This is a genomic window from Lentibacillus salinarum (genome assembly GCF_042679865.1).
Taxonomy (GTDB): Bacteria; Bacillota; Bacilli; order Bacillales; family Amphibacillaceae; genus Lentibacillus; species Lentibacillus salinarum.
Genome location: NZ_JBHTNH010000060.1, coordinates 52,522 through 68,430, shown reverse-complemented (window position 1 = coordinate 68,430; position 15,909 = coordinate 52,522). Strand labels below are relative to the sequence as shown.

The window sequence follows — 15,909 nt, the reverse complement described above, 5'->3', positions numbered from 1 at the left end:
CACGTCGAATTTCTTCGTTGGCTTGTTTTTCCGCTGCTCATGTATCTAAAGGCATACACTCCGCTGCTCGAAACGGCACCGCCTCGAACTTCTCGGTCCTTTTTATCCTCCTTTTTGAACACGCACTTCTATGACTATAATCGAAATAAATGCTGAAAAAGGGGCATGTAAAAGCAAAATTTTTTAGCTTTGGATGCCCCTTTTTACTATTTGGATTCGATTGTAGTAGTGAGAGATAGCTGTGGCACGAGATGCTTTCCGCTCGCACGTTCTGCACCTTCGTATACTCGGTGCAAAACACCATATAAAAAATGGCATAAACAAAACAGCCTTGCCATACATAATGAACACCTTTTATCGCAAAATAACAACGAATACTTTTAGGAGGTTATCTTGATGCAAAATCAACCGCAAAATTTCACGGACACGACGCAACTGCCACCCCAACAGCATTATGGCGGTCATGATATGTTTGATGCGCATGAAGCTTTATCATCGCTTACCGGTGGAATGGATCAATGTGTGCTTTATGAGCAGTACATTCAAGATCCGGAGTTATTAACCATGTCACAGAAACACCGGGCTTTTTGCAGTCAGCTTTACAATACAATTGTTGATACGTTTCAATCCGGCCAGGACCCGGCTGTCGACACCCAATCCTACCAAATGGATCAGAGTAACGATGTTGTGTATGGGATGCAACCGCCGTCACAGCCATCAACGCCGATCCAATCGGTCAGTGAAATCAATGACCAGACCATTTCAGGTTTCATGATGGGGTCGTTAAAGTCATCCGCATCAGCTTTTACGATGGCTGCAACAGAGATGACCAACCCAGTTATGCGCCGTGTGCTGGCAGATAGTGTTCCAAATTTGATTGAAATGGCCTATGAAGTATTCCTATATCAAAACAAAAATCAATATTACCAAGTACCTCAGCTACAGCAGCAGGATATGCAGGCATTCCAGCAAAGCTATGCCCCAACTCCTGGAAATATGCCGCATTAAGCAGTAGTAGGCAATTAGAGGTCAGATTGGTGGAATCGGCGTAAAGCCGATTCCTTCATTTCGTTAAGCAAAAAATTGAATGTGGCGTTTTCATCCGTAATTTATAACCTGAAATCCAGCGTTTTCAAAATATGATCCACCCCTAAAAAAGTAAACAAAACTGCCTGTTCGCCATCAGCAAACAGGCAGTTTTCCATTCAGTAATCCGCTTTTCCTTCAGTCCAGCAGCCGGTTATTTTCGTCTACGGACATGACGCGTGCCGGTCGGGAAATATCCTCGATGTCGTATGTGCCGTCACCGCCGCATACGCTGCACTGATATTGCCAGCCTTCATCATCTGCAAGTATGCCTTCTCCTTCACATGCTTTGCATTCCTGATCACGAGCCATGATTCACCCTCCTTGCTGTTGCCGGTCCTTTGCCCAGTTGATAATGCCACCCTTCAGCATAATCTCAACTTGGCGTTCGGAAAGACTGTGTTTGACATTGATTTGTTCATTCTTATCTTTTACATCAATTGAAAATTCATTCCCCTGTTGAATTTTGTTCCGTAAGTCGGACAGCACCAACACATCCCCGGATGACAGTGTGTCATAATCTTCTTCATTGGCGAATGTCAACGGCAGCACACCAAAATTGACAAGGTTTTGCCAATGAATTCGGGCAAAGTCCTTCACAAGGGCAACTCGCAGGCCTAAATATCTTGGTGCAAGTGCCGCATGCTCTCGGCTGGATCCCTGGCCATAGTTATAGCCGCCGACAACCGCGTGTCCGCCCTCATCAACCGTTGCCTTGCCGCGCTTATAATACGTATCATCGATGATCTCAAACGTAAATTTGCTGATTTCCGGCAAGTTACTGCGATATGGTAGCACTCGTGCCCCACCAGCAAGAATTTCGTCGGTCGATATGTTATCGTCCATTTTTAAGAGTATCGGTAATTCCATCCGGTCCGGCATTTCATCCATTTTTGGAATGGAAGCAATATTTGGCCCCTTTTGCAATTCCACATTTTTCGCCTGATCATACGGGAGCGGTTCATCAAGCAAATCCATATTGGCTTCAGCATGTTTCGGTTCTTTAATTTTTGGATAATCCGCTTTAAGTGTACGCGGATCGGTAATCTCTCCTGTCAGTGCCGATGCAGCCGCTGTTTCCGGGCTGCACAGGAAGACACTGTCCTCACGCGTTCCGGAACGGCCTGGGAAGTTCCTTGGTGTTGTCCGCAGACTGTTTCGGCCTGTTGCCGGTGCCTGCCCCATGCCGATACAACCATTACAGCCTGCCTGATGCATCCGTGATCCTGCCTGCAGCAAACTCGCAACGTGACTTTCCTTGACGAGGTCTGTCAGCATTTGCCTGGACGTCGGGTTAATATCTAACGATACGCCATCTGCTACGCGCTCGCCATTGACAATTTCTGCGGCAATCGCAAAATCACGGTAACCCGGGTTGGCGGATGACCCGATATACGACTGATAAATCGGTGTACCGGCCAATTCCCTGACAGTGACAACATTGCCTGGACTCGATGGCTTGGCAATTAATGGTTCCAGTTCTGAAAGATCAATTTCTTCCAGAATATCGTATGTTGCATTGTTGTCGGCCTTCAGTTCAATCCAGTCGTCTTCACGATCCTGCGCCTTCAAAAAGCGCTTAACTTCTTTATCAGACGGAAACACTGTGCCTGTCGCGCCCAGTTCGGCTCCCATATTCGCGATGACGTGACGATCCATGGCACTCAACGTTTCCACACCAGGGCCAAAATACTCGATAACTGTTCCGACCCCGCCTTTCACGTCATGTCTGCGCAGAAGCTCAAGAATGACGTCTTTGGCACTGACCCAATCCGGGAGTTCCCCGGTCAGTTTGATTCCCCAGACTTTTGGCATTTTGACGAAAAACGGCTCACCGGCTATCGCCATCGCGACATCGATTCCACCAGCTCCCATCGCAAGCATCCCCATACAGCCATTGGCACACGTATGGCTGTCAGATCCGAGTAACGTTTTGCCCGGTTTTGCCAATCGCTGCATATGTACAGGGTGACTTACACCATTTCCAGGTCTCGAATAATGCAGCCCGAACCGCCTTGTCGCACTCTGCAGAAACAAGTGGTCATCCGGGTTTTTGCTGTCTTCTTGAATCAGATTGTGGTCGACATATTGCGCTGATGCTTCTGTTTTTGCCTGATCCAGCTCCATCGCCTCAAGCTCAAGCATGACCAGTGTCCCGGTCGCGTCTTGTGTCAGCGTCTGATCAATTTTCAGACCAATCTCTTCACCCGGCGCCATTTCACCAGCAGCTAGATGATCTTTTATCAGTTTCTGGGTAATATTGAGTGGCATTCAATTCCTCCTAACAAATGACCTTTCCATTATTTTTATGCATAGGTATACGTTTGTAGTATATGAATAAAAACAAATAATTATTTGTGGATACGGTGAATCTTTTCAGGAATTTCCACGTGAATATAGCCTCGTTTGGTTGTAACAGACGCTTATAATACGGTTGTTTTTGCACATACTAGCCTTGAAACACTTGAATTGAGGTGGCTTGTATGGGCAGAGATGAACACCGCACAAACCGTAGAGGAAGAGCGCGTTTAGCACAGACGCCGAAATATGCCAAAACTGATGGCAAGGATGTCGAGTTTTCCGAAGAATTTGCTGACCACGAGGACAAGGAAGCACAAGCCAGACGCCGTGCAGCTGAAAGCCGTGTCAAGAACCGAAAGTCCTGACAAAAGTGCCCCGGGTGACCGGGGCGCTTTTCAATTCAGGCCCAGGTTTTGCGGGGCTTTTGTTAATCATATAAAATATAAAGTAGACTATCTAACAAGGATGTGGCACATTGGGGACAAAGAATGTTGATGATTATCTGACAGAAGGGATTTACGGCTCCCGGCAAACGAAACGGTCAGAACGGAAACAATTCTTGGGAACAATCAGGGAACGCGTCGTCATTGCTCTCACTAAAGGGCAAGTGATGACGGATAAAGGGCTCGCGAAACTGGAAGAAGCCATGCAGGCCAATAAAGGTGCCAAACTGCTGATAAACGGTGATGTTTCGCACAGATTTTTGAAGGAAGAAAAGGCACTGGCCAATAAGTACACTGTTCCTTACACTGAGGTAACCAATGAGGACGCTGACACCGACATCGGTGCCGTGCTGACGTATGACTATGCCATTGATAAAGAACATATTTTTATCGATGATGAAGACGATGTAGATGAAAAGACCAACAAAAACACTAAAACAAACGAATCCTTCTTTGGCAAAATTAAACGGTGGCTTTCATAGGGTGACAAAGCCCAAATTTGCTAGATTCTACATACCAACTGATGCACCTATTTAAGCATCACTCGCTATAGCGGGTGATGCTTTTTTATTTACATACGTCATTTCCGTTATGTCGAACATCAAATCCGATGTGTTATACATTTTCCAACGTCATTAAAGCTGTTGTTTGCCATAATCAAGAAAATAAAAAAGGCAGGTGTATATATTGCTGACCATCGAAAATATTGATAAATACTATGCTGACCAGCAAGCTTTGTCCAACGTATCTCTGACTATTTCCAATGGAACCTGTTATGGCCTTGTCGGTCCGAATGGGGCAGGTAAATCAACGTTGATCAAGATCATAGCTTCGATTATTCACGATTATGATGGTAAGGTTCAGTTTTCCAATAGCACAAAACAGGAAATCGGTTATGTCCCACAGGAAATTTGCCTCGAGGAAACCGCTTCAGCACGCGACAATTTGAATTTTTTTGGAAAACTATACGGCTTGCGTGGCAAAACGTTAGAAACCCGGATCAATGAGGTCTTAGCGGAAATCGGGTTGACAGAACGCGGAAAAGACAAGGTGCTGACTTTTTCGGGTGGCATGAAGCATCGTTTGAATATTGGATGTGCCTTAATGCACAAACCAGCTATGATTATCATGGATGAGCCGACAGTAGGGATCGATCCACAATCGCGCCGCTACATTTTTCAAATGATCGAACAGTTTAAGAAAGGCGGCCGTACGATTATTTATGCCAGCCATTACATGGAGGAAGTAGAACAGTTATGTGATGAGGTAGCTTTTATGGATCATGGTCAAGTTGTGGAAAATGGCCAAATTGGCGGCTTACTACAAAAACATGCTGTCCCTTCGATTTATGTTAAGGGAGAAAACTGTTTACCAGATGAGATTGGAGAATATGGTTCGGTTACAAATAAGAACAACGGTTATTTAATTACAACCAGTGACCCGCTCAGTGCAATGGAAAAAGTCCTCAGCTTCTGCAGGAAAAGTAATAGAGAGCTAGACCGGCTGGAACTTGTCAAACCGCAACTGGAAGATGTCTTCTTTTCGTTGACAGGGAGTCAGTTGAGAGATTAGGCAAACGATAAAGGGGGATAAAGCAAATGAATGCCATTATCAAATTGGAAATGAAGAAAAATCTGCAGGATCGGGGACTTTTATTTTGGACGCTGATACTGCCGATTGTTTTTACTGTTTTATTTATTTCAGTGTTCACTTCAGGGGCAGGCGGAACAGAAAGCCGGCAAGTCATTTTATCGATTGTCCCGGGGTATACAATCATGTTTGTTTTCTTTATTATGATATCAATGACAGAATCATTTATTAAAGACAAACATATTGGCATGGTTGCTAGAATTGCCAGCACACCGCTGTCACCGTATTTATATTTATTGGGCAAATGGATGCCATACATGTATATTGTGTTGACACAGATTGTGATATTGCTGTTATTTGGAAAACTTGTCTATGATATTCCGCTGGAGCAGCCGGTTCATTTGCTGATTTTATCTGTCCTGTTGACGTTTATGGCAACAGGGATTGGATTGGCACTTGCTGTGATTGTCAAAACCAACAACATGGGAATCGCTTTGACACAGGTTGTCGCCCTGGGCGGTGCCTTGCTTGGCGGATTATGGATGCCGGTTGATATGATGCCAGATATTCTGCAAATGATCAGCCGCTTGCTTCCACATTACTGGGCACACCAGGCTTTTCAGGATGCAATGGCAGGCGCACTTCAGGTGCCTGAACTTAGTCAAACATCACTCATTCTTTCGGGCTTTGGTCTAGTAGGTTTTATCTCAGCCTTATTGCGGTATCCGAAATTTCTAAGGCAAGCAAAGGGATAGATGAAATTGGGGGGTTGAGGATGAAAGTGAACATCGATATTGATGATAAACATATGGAACCATCCATCACGATTCAAGCGAACGAGTGGTCTGAAGAGTTAGAGGAAATCGTGTCCCTCATTAAAAATAGCAGGCGGAAGCGACTGTTTGGGATTGAATCCGATCAAACCGTACTGCTTGACCCAAACGATATTGATTTTGTATACGCCGAAAACCGAAAAATTTTCGCAGCCATCAATCGCCGAAGTGTTGAAATAAAAATGAAGCTCTATGAAGTGGAAGAAATTTTAGCTCCCTATGATTTTATGCGCTTTTCCAAATCAGTCATCGGCAACCTTAATCATATCGAGCGTTTCGAATTATCATTTAACGGAAACCTCTGTGTCTACTTCCACTCCGGAAATAAAGAATATATTACGCGAAAATATGTAGCGCCAATCAAAAATAGATTGGCTATGGGAGGACAGTCGGATGATCGTTGAAGCTATCAGGAGAAGTATGATGGGAATAGCTTTAGGTGGTATCGTTACGTTTATCGCACTTACGATTGTATATGTTACGGGTGTGGATGCTTCTGTTCCACAAATATGGCTTTATATGCTTAGTTCTTTTATAATCGGCATCTATTTTGGGTTGGCTTCCTTTATATTTGAGGATAATGGGTGGAGCAACTTGAAAAAAACGGTTATCCATTTCGCTTTGTCGATTGTCGTTTACTTTATTGTTGGCCTGTCTGTCGGATGGGTACTGTTTACCTTACCAGGTATTCTTTGGACCAGTCTGTTATTCGTTTTCGTCTATGCTCTTTTCTGGATTGGGTATTATTTGTATTACAAAAAAGTGGAAGCTTCGATGAACGCTAATTTGCCGAAGAAAGACTGACGATCTGGTTCCAGAGGTTCCTTGAATGAAATGTTGCAACTTCGGAAAAATAAGGGATGGAGGTGTCTTATGATGCAACAATATCTTTGTCCGAACTGCAAAACAAATCGGTCACGGTTTAATATTATCGAACAAGTAGCCAAACCTGTGAAGCTGGATCCGCAAACAGGCGATGTTCTTAATGACTACAGTGATGAGCAGCCGGAGGTTTTCCACATAACGTACAATGGACCGGAATATAGAATCCAATGCGGTTCCTGTGGGCTGGTGGAAGATGAACATACATTTATAAAGTTTGCCGAGTATGACCGGAACTAGGGTGGCGCCTGTCTCTCCCCCGGTTGTGTCGAATCCAATCATTATACCGAGAACCTTTTAAATCCAGCCGACATGGCATCTGAATCCTACCCCAGCATAATAGTTCGTATGACCCCCTGCCGTATGGGGGGATTTTTTATCTCTGGAAAACCCGCCTTCTACTTTTCTTATTTCTGAACACAATCGGTACATTCTCTTAAATTTTCCTGCCAAATGATCTACCTTTTAACGTGTTGCACACTGTTTTACAGCAACCATTGAAAACAACTCTTCTCCATTTTCCGGCTTTCAATTCAACTAACTTCTCCAACTATCATTCGACTCTATTCAGCTACTTTTTTCCGAATTTCGACCCAAACAGAATGCGACAGCCAACCTTTACATATAGAAAACGGTTCCATATAATAGTTATAAGTGTTATCAAAAGGAGGGACGGGAAATTGAGCGAGATAAAAGAAGGCACCTTGTTATGGGAGCCAAGTAAAAAACGTAAAGCGCAATCAAAAATCTATGCATATATGAATTGGTTAAATGAACATAAGAACTTACAATTCGATGATTATCATTCGCTTTGGAAATGGTCCGTCAACGAACTAGAGGATTTCTGGGCGTCGATCTGGCAGTACTTTGATATTCAGGCGAAAGACCCTTATGAAACAGTCCTGTCATCACATCAAATGCCGGGCGCGAAATGGTTTCCGGAAGCGACCATCAACTACACTGAACATATTTTCAGGGACCGGAATGAACAGAAACCGGCCATTATTCATTCCTCAGAATTACGCCAAACACAGGAAATAACATGGCAACAGCTGTACCAGGACACTGCCGCTATGCAACAAACCTTGAAAAATCTTGGGGTTGTAAAAGGGGATCGTGTCGTAGCTTATGTCGCCAATATCTATGAGTCTATTGTGGCCTTCTTGGCAACCGCAAGCCTTGGCGCCATCTGGTCGAGTGCATCACCAGACTTTGGCACCCAAAGCGTGATTGACCGGTTTAAACAGATTGAGCCGAAAGTGATGGTGACCGTTGATGGCTACCGGTACGGCGGCAAAGATTTCGACCGGATGGCTGTCGTGGAAAATATCCAGTCCGAATTGTCGACATTGGAAGCGACCATCGTTATTCCATATTTGAATAAGCATCCTGACACCGCCCGACTGAAAAATGTCACATTATGGGATGTTGCGGTTGCCGAATCAGGGACACTGACGTTTGAACATGTCAATTTTAATGACCCGCTTTGGGTATTATTTTCCTCCGGTACTACCGGTAAGCCGAAGCCAATCGTGCAAAGCCAGGGCGGTATCTTACTGGAGCACCTGAAAGCATTAACATTCCATGCAGACCTTGGAAAAGATGACCGCTTCTTCTGGTTTACGACCACCGGCTGGATGATGTGGAATTTTCTTGTAGGCGGATTGCTGACCGGCAGCACGATCATTTTATACGATGGTAATCCGGCCCATCCGGATAAACGAATGCTGTGGAAGTTCGCACAAGATACGAAGATGACAGTCTTCGGTACCAGTGCAAGCTATATTACAGCCTGCATGAAAGAAGATGACTTGAAGCCTGGTAAGGCATTTGACTTGAGCCATCTCAAGAGTATCAGCTCAACCGGCTCTCCTCTGCCCCCGGAAGGATTCCAATGGTGTTATGACAATGTGAAGGAAGATCTTTGGATTGCTTCAGCAAGCGGCGGGACCGATGTTTGCACAGCGTTTATTCTCGGCGCACCGATTTTGCCGGTGTATGCAGGTGAGCTGCAATGCCGCGGCCTTGGTGCCAAAATAGAAAGTTTTGACGATGATGCCAACCCGCAAACAGAGGAAGTCGGCGAGCTTGTCCTGACCGAGCCATTCCCTTCCATGCCGATTTACTTCTGGAATGACGCGGACGGTAGCCGCCTGCACGACAGTTACTTTGACGTTTTCCCGGGTATCTGGCGTCACGGCGACTATTTAAAAGTCACTGACCGGCATACATGCGTCATTTACGGACGGTCTGATGCCACGATCAATCGCGGCGGCATCCGCATCGGTACAAGCGAAATCTATCGTGCAGTTGATCATGTCAGCGAAGTGAGTGACAGTCTGATTGTTGACGTTCCAAAAGGAGACGGTGATTCATACACACCTCTGTTTGTCCTGATGAAGGATGGCGAAGAACTGACCGTTGACGTGATGAAGATGATCAAACATCAGATCCGGACACACTGCTCCCCACGGCATGTCCCAAGCGGCATTTACGAGGCTCCGGACTTGCCAAAAACATTAAACGGCAAAAAACTGGAGATCCCGATCAAAAAGATATTAATCGGCAAACCGGTTGATGAGGTGGTTAATAAGGGGTCATTAAGCAATCAGGATTCGCTTGATTATTTTGTGCGTTTTGCCGAGGAACAGGCTAAAGCAAATTCTTAAAAAAGGGGGTGCCGCTCTGGCATCCTCTGTCAATAACATTAATGGCCTGTCACTATAGAAAGGATGCGATGACATGTGTTGGAATGACAATGAGGCAGTCATGCTTTCTCCAGAAAAGCCACCTATTTTTCGAATGTACGAGTTACACTTAATAAATTGACACAAAAACTGGTATACCATAAAACACCAGTATACCAGAGTTGATCATTAGTTTAGTTCTCCAGTCTGTCGTCTAAACGCTTTTCCCGGACTGTTCTGCAGCGTCAAATCCGGTTCCTTGAATGACGCGAATGATTTCGGGGACTCCTGTCAGATGGCTTTCATAGGCCACCTGACCATTTTCAGCCGTTAAATTCACACTGACTTCCTTAACACCCGGTATGGCTGAGACGGCCTTTTCAATCTTGGTTTTGCAGTCAGGACAATGCATGCCTTTAACATCAAAGTATACTATTTCGCGCTTCATTTAGATTACCTCCCTCCTTCCTTTTACAGTTTATTTCAGTATTTTCCTGATTAGAACATCAGAAGTAAGCCGGAATCGTCTTTATGCTTCATCGGTCTTGTTCCCGAGACGGCACGACATAAGGATACTGGCTTTATGCACCCCTAGCATCAGCACACCGGCAAATGCCTGTTCATATTCACTATGGAACGGATAAGGGAGCAGCCCATTGACTGAATCACTTTGAACCGGTGTGCAGAGCTGTGGCATGTATTGACTGCCAAATGGATTCGACATGCCGCCGAGGAACGCATTAGCGATAAATACCACACAGGCCGGCATGATGACTGCTCCACTCAGCCATGCATACCGTTTCATTTCCTGCCATGCAAGCCGTTCATTCGAATCCGGCGAGGCAATCGGCATCCACATCGAAACAGCAAGCACAAACAGCATCACGGAATAGACATTTTGAAGCAGTGAATACTGTGCCAATAAATCGAGGACAAAAGGTAAGTGGTAAAGCAGGAATAAGGCACCAAACATCAGAAGTGAGGTTTTTGGCAGGAAAAATCGTCTGCTGTTACTGCACGTCGGCCAAACACGTAATTCACGAATGCGTCGGTAGAGCCGGGCAGGAACTCCCAGCAGCAATAATGGCGGGATTATAAAATAAAGCAAGCTCATCTGCAGCATGTGCAGGCTGAAGGCAAGATGACTGGCAGCTGCCAGCGGACTTCCGGTAACAGCGTACAAACTAATCAGCGCAAGAAAGAAGAACAACGGCTTTTTCCGCGCATCATCGTTCTGTTTGAAACGCCCGAACAGATACACATACAAGATCCCCACAAGCAAACAGCCTGCTAAAAACGGGATATTCCACACAAGAAACTGTTCCAAAAATAACGTATCCACCAAAAGATTCCTCCTTTCACATCATATAAAACGGACATGATTTCCCTTGTCGCTCCCCCCATGTATATGACAAACTTTCACAAATTATTCACAACACTTTCACATAAACGGCATTGAATAATAGCCCATTCCCGGTTATGATGATGTTAATATTTGTTTGAGTTTGTTACAAACAATCATACATAGAGAGGAGGAATGAGCGATTGCTTCCAGTTGAGCGGCAGCATAAAATAAAGGATTTGTTAAACAGACATCGCAATATGAAAATTTCTGATCTGAGCGAAGAGCTCGACGTTTCCGAAATGACGATTCACCGCGATTTGAAGCCGCTGATTGATGATGGTGCCGTCCTCAAGACGTTCGGTGGGGTATCGATTGCCCAGGAAGCGAACGATCATAATTCTGCCACGAAAGACTGTGTTTTTTGCAGCCGCACGATCAATGACCGTCTAGCATATCGGCTAATCTTGCCGAATAACCGGACGGAGACGGCATGCTGTGCACATTGCGGCCTTCTTCGTCACCGCCAGCTCGGCGATGACGTGGTCCAGGCCATTTGTCCGGACTTTTTCCGGCAGACAACGCTCAGTGCGCAGCTGTCCTTCTATGTGATGGATGCGTCCGTTGAAATCGGGTGCTGTCACCCGCAAGTGCTGACATTTGAACGAGGCGAGGATGCGGATAAATTCGTCAAGGGCTTCGGCGGGACCGTTTATCGTTTCGCGGATGGCATGGAAGCCATTTTCCAAAAAATGAACGGACACAACGGCTGTTCCGGTAGTCATCACTGACATGGCAACGATTTTAGACAGTCGGATTCAGGCAAGCGGAGCACCGGTTTTCCCAAAACGAATAATAGTGCCTGAATCCTCAAGAAAGGATGGCGTGCATGAGATTCTTCAAGATTTTGGTATTGCTGCTCACTCTTTTCCTTGCAGCATGCGGGGAAGAAATTGAGACTAATATGTCAGAGGAAGTAAGCGATTTTGAATTTACCACCCAGGACACAGAAACGTTATCGAACGATGACCTGAAGGGAAAGTGGTGGGTAGCAGATTTTGTTTTCACCAACTGTACAACAGTTTGTCCGCCTATGACGAGTAACATGGCTCATCTGCAGCAGAAAATGAAGGAAAATAACCTGGATGCGCAGCTCGTTTCCTTCAGTGTGGACCCCGAGCGTGATACACCTGAAGCGTTAAAAGAATACGCGCAAAATTTCCAGGCTGATTTGAGCAACTGGACATTTTTGACCGGCTATGACTTTCAAACAATAAAAGAATTTTCGATTAAGTCCTTTAAATCACTGCTAAAAAAGCCACCGGAAGGATCTGACCAAGTAACACACGGTACCAGCTTTTTTTTAATCAATCCGGAAGGAAAGGTCATTAAACAGTACAATGGCACCCAATCAGAAGAAATGCAAAAAATTGCTGACGATTTGAAGGTAGTCTTGGACTAAAAATGAAAATATGGGGGAATTGAAAATGAAAAAAAGGATCTGGACCATTTTGGCTGTGCTAGCCATGGCACTGCTGGCCGCATGCGGCAGTGGTGGCGAAAACGATGATACGGAACAGGAATCAAGCAATGAGGAAGAGGAAATCAAAGCACTCGAAGTGGACTTTGAAGTACCGGATACCGCCGAAGTTGGTGAAACGGTACAGCTGAAGGCAACCGTGACGTATGGAGACGAAAAAGTGAAAGATGCGGAAGAAATGGAATTTGAGTACTGGGAAAAAGGCAATGAAGAGGACAGTACCATGGTTCAATCAACAAATAATGAGGATGGAACATATACCGCTGAAGTAACCTTTGACCATGACGGCATTTACGAAATGTACGCCCACACAACTGCACGCGACATGCATACGATGCCGAAAAAATCCATCACGGTCGGTGACGGTGCAGAAAGCGAAGAGGACAGCGGCGACAGCGACAGTGATGATCATGGTGATCATCATACAGAAGGATTTGGCATGCACTTCGACAAGCCCGATTCTATCAAGGCAAAAGAAGAAACTGATTTAACAGTACATTTGCAGATGGACGACAATCCGTTTGAAGATGCCGATGTCCGCTTTGAAATTTGGAAAGATGGCTCGGAAAACCATGAATATGTGGATGCGGAAGAAACGAAAGCCGGGGAATACAATGCAGGTCATACATTCGATGACGCAGGTTCATATAAAATGATCATCCACGTCGAAAATGATGAAGGGCTGCATGAGCATAAAGAATTTCAGCTTGAAGTAACTGAATGATCTTTGGCAATCTCTTGGAAAAAGGGGCTGTAACATGTGCAGCCTCTTTATCTATTCCTCATCCTTTGCAGCTGTATTGATTGATTCCACCAATTATTTAGATCCTGGTGTTTCACCATTGTCAAAAATGGATTTTATGGACAAAGATAGTAACAATACCAGTAGCGCAGCCGAAACCATGGCTACCGATGTTGTGACAATTGATTTATGATTAATGATCATATACAAATTAACAAATAACAGCGCCGCAATAATCAATGGTGAAATATATGTGCCAATATTTCCGCTTGTTTTATTCAGTATGTTCAATGCCACGGCCTCTCACCTCTTACCTAAAGTGAATTTTCAATCAGTGGGGGTTTTTCTTCATCCCCCACTGATTTTAGGGGAACAAAGGCTAAGTTCGCAACGTCCTCGAAAAAGGAAAGCACTTTTTCTTCGTGCGATGTATCACTGTCGCAGCTTTCCATGTCCTGTTGTAACGCCTTTGTAACCTGCATCGTGCAGGCCCGAACAGAATCGGACCTTTACGACGCAAAGGACGTGCTAGGATCCTTGGACATAATTGAAACAGCCATTCAAAAGACGAACAATACGCTACTTGAGCGCGGGAAATATACGAAGACTCCTGCGGGAGCAAAGGCATAGGTGAGACCCCGCAGTGCGCCAGCAATCTTTTCTGCGAGGAGCGTATGCCTCACCGAAATAGCTTGCAACGTGACGAGCACGAGGAGGCTCACCAGCCGCCCGCGGAAAGCGACGAGCGAAACATCCACCGAGTAAGCTGCGAGTTGCGAGGAGTGCAGCTTCACCGAAAAACTTGCAACACGACGAGCACAAAGTATATTTCCGAAGCGGGTTATTTGCACCAATCATCATTTCGAGTTAGTTCGGATTCTCGTTACATTTGAATCGAACCGTCCTTTATCAAATGCTCCGTCCAGTTGTACAAATCGCAATCCCAACCGCTCTCACACTTTACCAGACAAGTTAACGACGTATTTTTTAAGGATTCATCCATTTCCAAATCAGGCATAAGTGCTTTCAGGAGATGCTTGATAAACGCGCCATGGCTCACAACCAATACATTCCGATCATGATGTTTGGCACTGATTTCTTCAATAAACGAGATCCCTCTGGTAATAATGCTGTCATGCGGTTCAAATCCCACATCCAATTCGCGCCATTCGGGGCCCCATTTTCGAACGCGTTCTTCTTCTGTCGTTCCTTCAATCAGTCCGCCGCCTCTTTCGCGGAGTCTGGAATCCAGATACAGTTGTATGCCGAGGTTATCGGTCAGGATTTCCGCAGTTTGCTTCGCCCGCAGCAGATCACTGGAATACACGACATCCCATTCACCGACTTCCGGCCGCTCTGCCAGTGATCTGGCCTGCTTCAAACCTTCCCCATCCAGTGGAACATCGGAACGCCCCTGCGCTCTGCCTTCTTTATTCCATTGTGTAACACCATGGCGCACAAATCCGATCTTAGTCATATAAGCGGCACTCCCCCACTATTTATATTCTCTACAAGTACTATGACCATGTTAACACAATTTCGTCAGCAAGAATCGCAAACCTGCGAACAGTAAAAACAGGAATATTTGCTTGTTGATCACCAGAGCAGATTCATTGAAAAATATGGTTTAAATCAGGGTTTATTTATTCTGGAAAACATTTATGGCCAAGAAAATCAATCCTTTTATTCGACCATCTTCCCTGATGTCACCTTTTTAATAGATGATATATTTTCGTTTTTGGATTGAAAACTTGACGCCAGTATTTCAAATAACCTCTGATTCACTGCTCGCAAATAAATGAACTGCGACCAAGTCACAGTTCAGAATTTATTTAGTAAGTCTGTTATATTTTTCTTAATTTTGGGAGCTCATTTTCTACAACATTCCAAACGATTTCATTATCTACGCCTAAGTATTCATGAATGAGCACATTTCTCAGCCCCGCCATCTCTCTCCAGGGCATATCACTATTCCAATTTCATTTCTTTTGAAATCCTTTTTGTTGACTCCCCAATAACTTCCAATTTCCTTATAACGGCATCCTGTGTCATCTTTGAACTAAAATAATCTTCCTTTCCATTTGGCAAATAGGATTCAATACTTTGGATGCATTCCAAAATATGGGTTAAATTAAATATATACGATCATTTTTCATAGCGGTCTTGCCTCACTCAATATCTTAACTCTTATACTGTGGTGAACAGCATTTTCCGTCACAACATCCACATCTCTATGAAGGATGTCTTCCACATCATTTTTAAATCTAATTAAATCAAACAGGCTTCTGTCGTCTTCAAAGGTTACAAGGAAGTCAACGTCACTATCTTCTTGATCTTCCATTCTGGCGGCTGATCCAAACAATTTTAAGTTTTGAATACCATGCTCCCTAGCACTTATTAATATTTTCTCCCGATTATCTTTTAGCGTTGTATAGATCGACACATCTAACACCTCTATACTTA

General features: G+C 44.7%; 21 protein-coding genes. 12 read left to right on the top strand and 9 right to left on the bottom strand.

Translation table 11 applies throughout. From position 1 onward, the window contains the following. Positions 1 to 396: 396 nt before the first annotated feature. Positions 397 to 1,008 (top strand): spore coat protein, encoded by a 612-nt coding sequence (locus ACFQ4A_RS18585; RefSeq protein WP_382402890.1) that lies wholly within the window; start codon positions 397 to 399, stop codon positions 1,006 to 1,008. A gap of 216 nt (positions 1,009 to 1,224) precedes the next feature. Here ACFQ4A_RS18585 and ACFQ4A_RS18580 read toward each other — a convergent pair whose 3' ends face one another. Further along, positions 1,225 to 1,398 carry a hypothetical protein gene (locus tag ACFQ4A_RS18580; RefSeq protein WP_382402889.1) on the bottom strand — a complete coding sequence of 58 codons (174 nt, stop codon included), beginning with the start codon at positions 1,396 to 1,398 and terminating at the stop codon, positions 1,225 to 1,227. A 3-nt stretch (positions 1,399 to 1,401) separates the two neighbouring features. Then, complete coding sequence (locus tag ACFQ4A_RS18575) at positions 1,402 to 3,357, bottom strand: aconitate hydratase (protein ID WP_382402888.1); 1,956 nt, start codon at positions 3,355 to 3,357, stop codon at positions 1,402 to 1,404. 212 nt (positions 3,358 to 3,569) lie between these two features. Here ACFQ4A_RS18575 and ACFQ4A_RS18570 point away from each other — a divergent pair, with 212 nt between their 5' ends. From ACFQ4A_RS18570 to ACFQ4A_RS18535, 8 genes are all read left to right on the top strand, one after another. Further along, a complete protein-coding gene (locus ACFQ4A_RS18570; protein ID WP_382402887.1) occupies positions 3,570 to 3,752 on the top strand; it encodes a YfhD family protein in 183 nt (60 codons plus the stop codon). 110 nt (positions 3,753 to 3,862) lie between these two features. Further along, positions 3,863 to 4,312: a YueI family protein gene (locus ACFQ4A_RS18565; protein ID WP_382402886.1), complete on the top strand. Its 450-nt coding sequence runs from the start codon at positions 3,863 to 3,865 to the stop codon at positions 4,310 to 4,312. Positions 4,313 to 4,517: 205 nt separating this feature from the next. Next, positions 4,518 to 5,402 carry an ABC transporter ATP-binding protein gene (locus ACFQ4A_RS18560; RefSeq protein WP_382402885.1) on the top strand — a complete coding sequence of 295 codons (885 nt, stop codon included), beginning with the start codon at positions 4,518 to 4,520 and terminating at the stop codon, positions 5,400 to 5,402. Between the two features lie 26 nt (positions 5,403 to 5,428). Beyond that, positions 5,429 to 6,175 (top strand): ABC transporter permease, encoded by a 747-nt coding sequence (locus tag ACFQ4A_RS18555; RefSeq protein WP_382402884.1) that lies wholly within the window; start codon positions 5,429 to 5,431, stop codon positions 6,173 to 6,175. A gap of 20 nt (positions 6,176 to 6,195) precedes the next feature. Beyond that, positions 6,196 to 6,657, top strand: coding sequence for a LytTR family DNA-binding domain-containing protein (locus tag ACFQ4A_RS18550; protein WP_382402883.1), 462 nt, complete (start codon positions 6,196 to 6,198; stop codon positions 6,655 to 6,657). After that, positions 6,647 to 7,057, top strand: a complete 411-nt coding sequence (locus ACFQ4A_RS18545; RefSeq protein ID WP_382402882.1) for a DUF3021 domain-containing protein — start codon at positions 6,647 to 6,649, stop codon at positions 7,055 to 7,057. Before ACFQ4A_RS18550 ends, ACFQ4A_RS18545 begins: the two co-directional genes overlap by 11 nt. Positions 7,058 to 7,126: 69 nt before the next feature. Further along, entirely contained in the window at positions 7,127 to 7,375 is a 249-nt protein-coding gene (locus ACFQ4A_RS18540) for a DNA alkylation repair protein (RefSeq protein ID WP_382402881.1), read from the top strand. A 440-nt stretch (positions 7,376 to 7,815) separates the two neighbouring features. Next, complete coding sequence (locus ACFQ4A_RS18535) at positions 7,816 to 9,804, top strand: acetoacetate--CoA ligase (protein ID WP_382402880.1); 1,989 nt, start codon at positions 7,816 to 7,818, stop codon at positions 9,802 to 9,804. A gap of 232 nt (positions 9,805 to 10,036) precedes the next feature. Here the strand turns inward: ACFQ4A_RS18535 and ACFQ4A_RS18530 are convergent, their stop codons facing one another. Then, positions 10,037 to 10,270, bottom strand: coding sequence for a cation transporter (locus ACFQ4A_RS18530; protein ID WP_382402879.1), 234 nt, complete (start codon positions 10,268 to 10,270; stop codon positions 10,037 to 10,039). A gap of 81 nt (positions 10,271 to 10,351) precedes the next feature. Next, a complete protein-coding gene (locus ACFQ4A_RS18525; protein ID WP_382402878.1) occupies positions 10,352 to 11,164 on the bottom strand; it encodes a cytochrome c oxidase assembly protein in 813 nt (270 codons plus the stop codon). Between the two features lie 203 nt (positions 11,165 to 11,367). Here ACFQ4A_RS18525 and ACFQ4A_RS18520 point away from each other — a divergent pair, with 203 nt between their 5' ends. The 3 genes from ACFQ4A_RS18520 (at position 11,368) to ACFQ4A_RS18510 (ending at position 13,428) form a co-directional block, all read left to right on the top strand. Beyond that, complete coding sequence (locus ACFQ4A_RS18520) at positions 11,368 to 11,955, top strand: DeoR family transcriptional regulator (protein ID WP_382402877.1); 588 nt, start codon at positions 11,368 to 11,370, stop codon at positions 11,953 to 11,955. A 98-nt stretch (positions 11,956 to 12,053) separates the two neighbouring features. Continuing rightward, entirely contained in the window at positions 12,054 to 12,626 is a 573-nt protein-coding gene (locus ACFQ4A_RS18515) for an SCO family protein (RefSeq protein ID WP_382402876.1), read from the top strand. Between the two features lie 25 nt (positions 12,627 to 12,651). Next, positions 12,652 to 13,428, top strand: coding sequence for a FixH family protein (locus tag ACFQ4A_RS18510; protein ID WP_382402875.1), 777 nt, complete (start codon positions 12,652 to 12,654; stop codon positions 13,426 to 13,428). A gap of 93 nt (positions 13,429 to 13,521) precedes the next feature. Here ACFQ4A_RS18510 and ACFQ4A_RS18505 read toward each other — a convergent pair whose 3' ends face one another. From ACFQ4A_RS18505 to ACFQ4A_RS18485, 5 genes are all read right to left on the bottom strand, one after another. Further along, positions 13,522 to 13,743, bottom strand: coding sequence for a hypothetical protein (locus tag ACFQ4A_RS18505; protein WP_382402874.1), 222 nt, complete (start codon positions 13,741 to 13,743; stop codon positions 13,522 to 13,524). A gap of 586 nt (positions 13,744 to 14,329) precedes the next feature. Then, the gene (locus tag ACFQ4A_RS18500; protein WP_382402873.1) at positions 14,330 to 14,923 is read right to left on the bottom strand and encodes a histidine phosphatase family protein; all 594 of its coding nucleotides are present in this window, start codon (positions 14,921 to 14,923) and stop codon (positions 14,330 to 14,332) included. Between the two features lie 367 nt (positions 14,924 to 15,290). After that, complete coding sequence (locus tag ACFQ4A_RS18495) at positions 15,291 to 15,410, bottom strand: HepT-like ribonuclease domain-containing protein (RefSeq protein WP_382402872.1); 120 nt, start codon at positions 15,408 to 15,410, stop codon at positions 15,291 to 15,293. Between the two features lie 4 nt (positions 15,411 to 15,414). Beyond that, complete coding sequence (locus ACFQ4A_RS18490; RefSeq protein ID WP_382402871.1) at positions 15,415 to 15,564, bottom strand: HepT-like ribonuclease domain-containing protein; 150 nt, start codon at positions 15,562 to 15,564, stop codon at positions 15,415 to 15,417. 34 nt (positions 15,565 to 15,598) lie between these two features. Then, a complete protein-coding gene (locus tag ACFQ4A_RS18485; RefSeq protein ID WP_382402870.1) occupies positions 15,599 to 15,889 on the bottom strand; it encodes a nucleotidyltransferase family protein in 291 nt (96 codons plus the stop codon). Positions 15,890 to 15,909 lie beyond the last annotated feature (20 nt).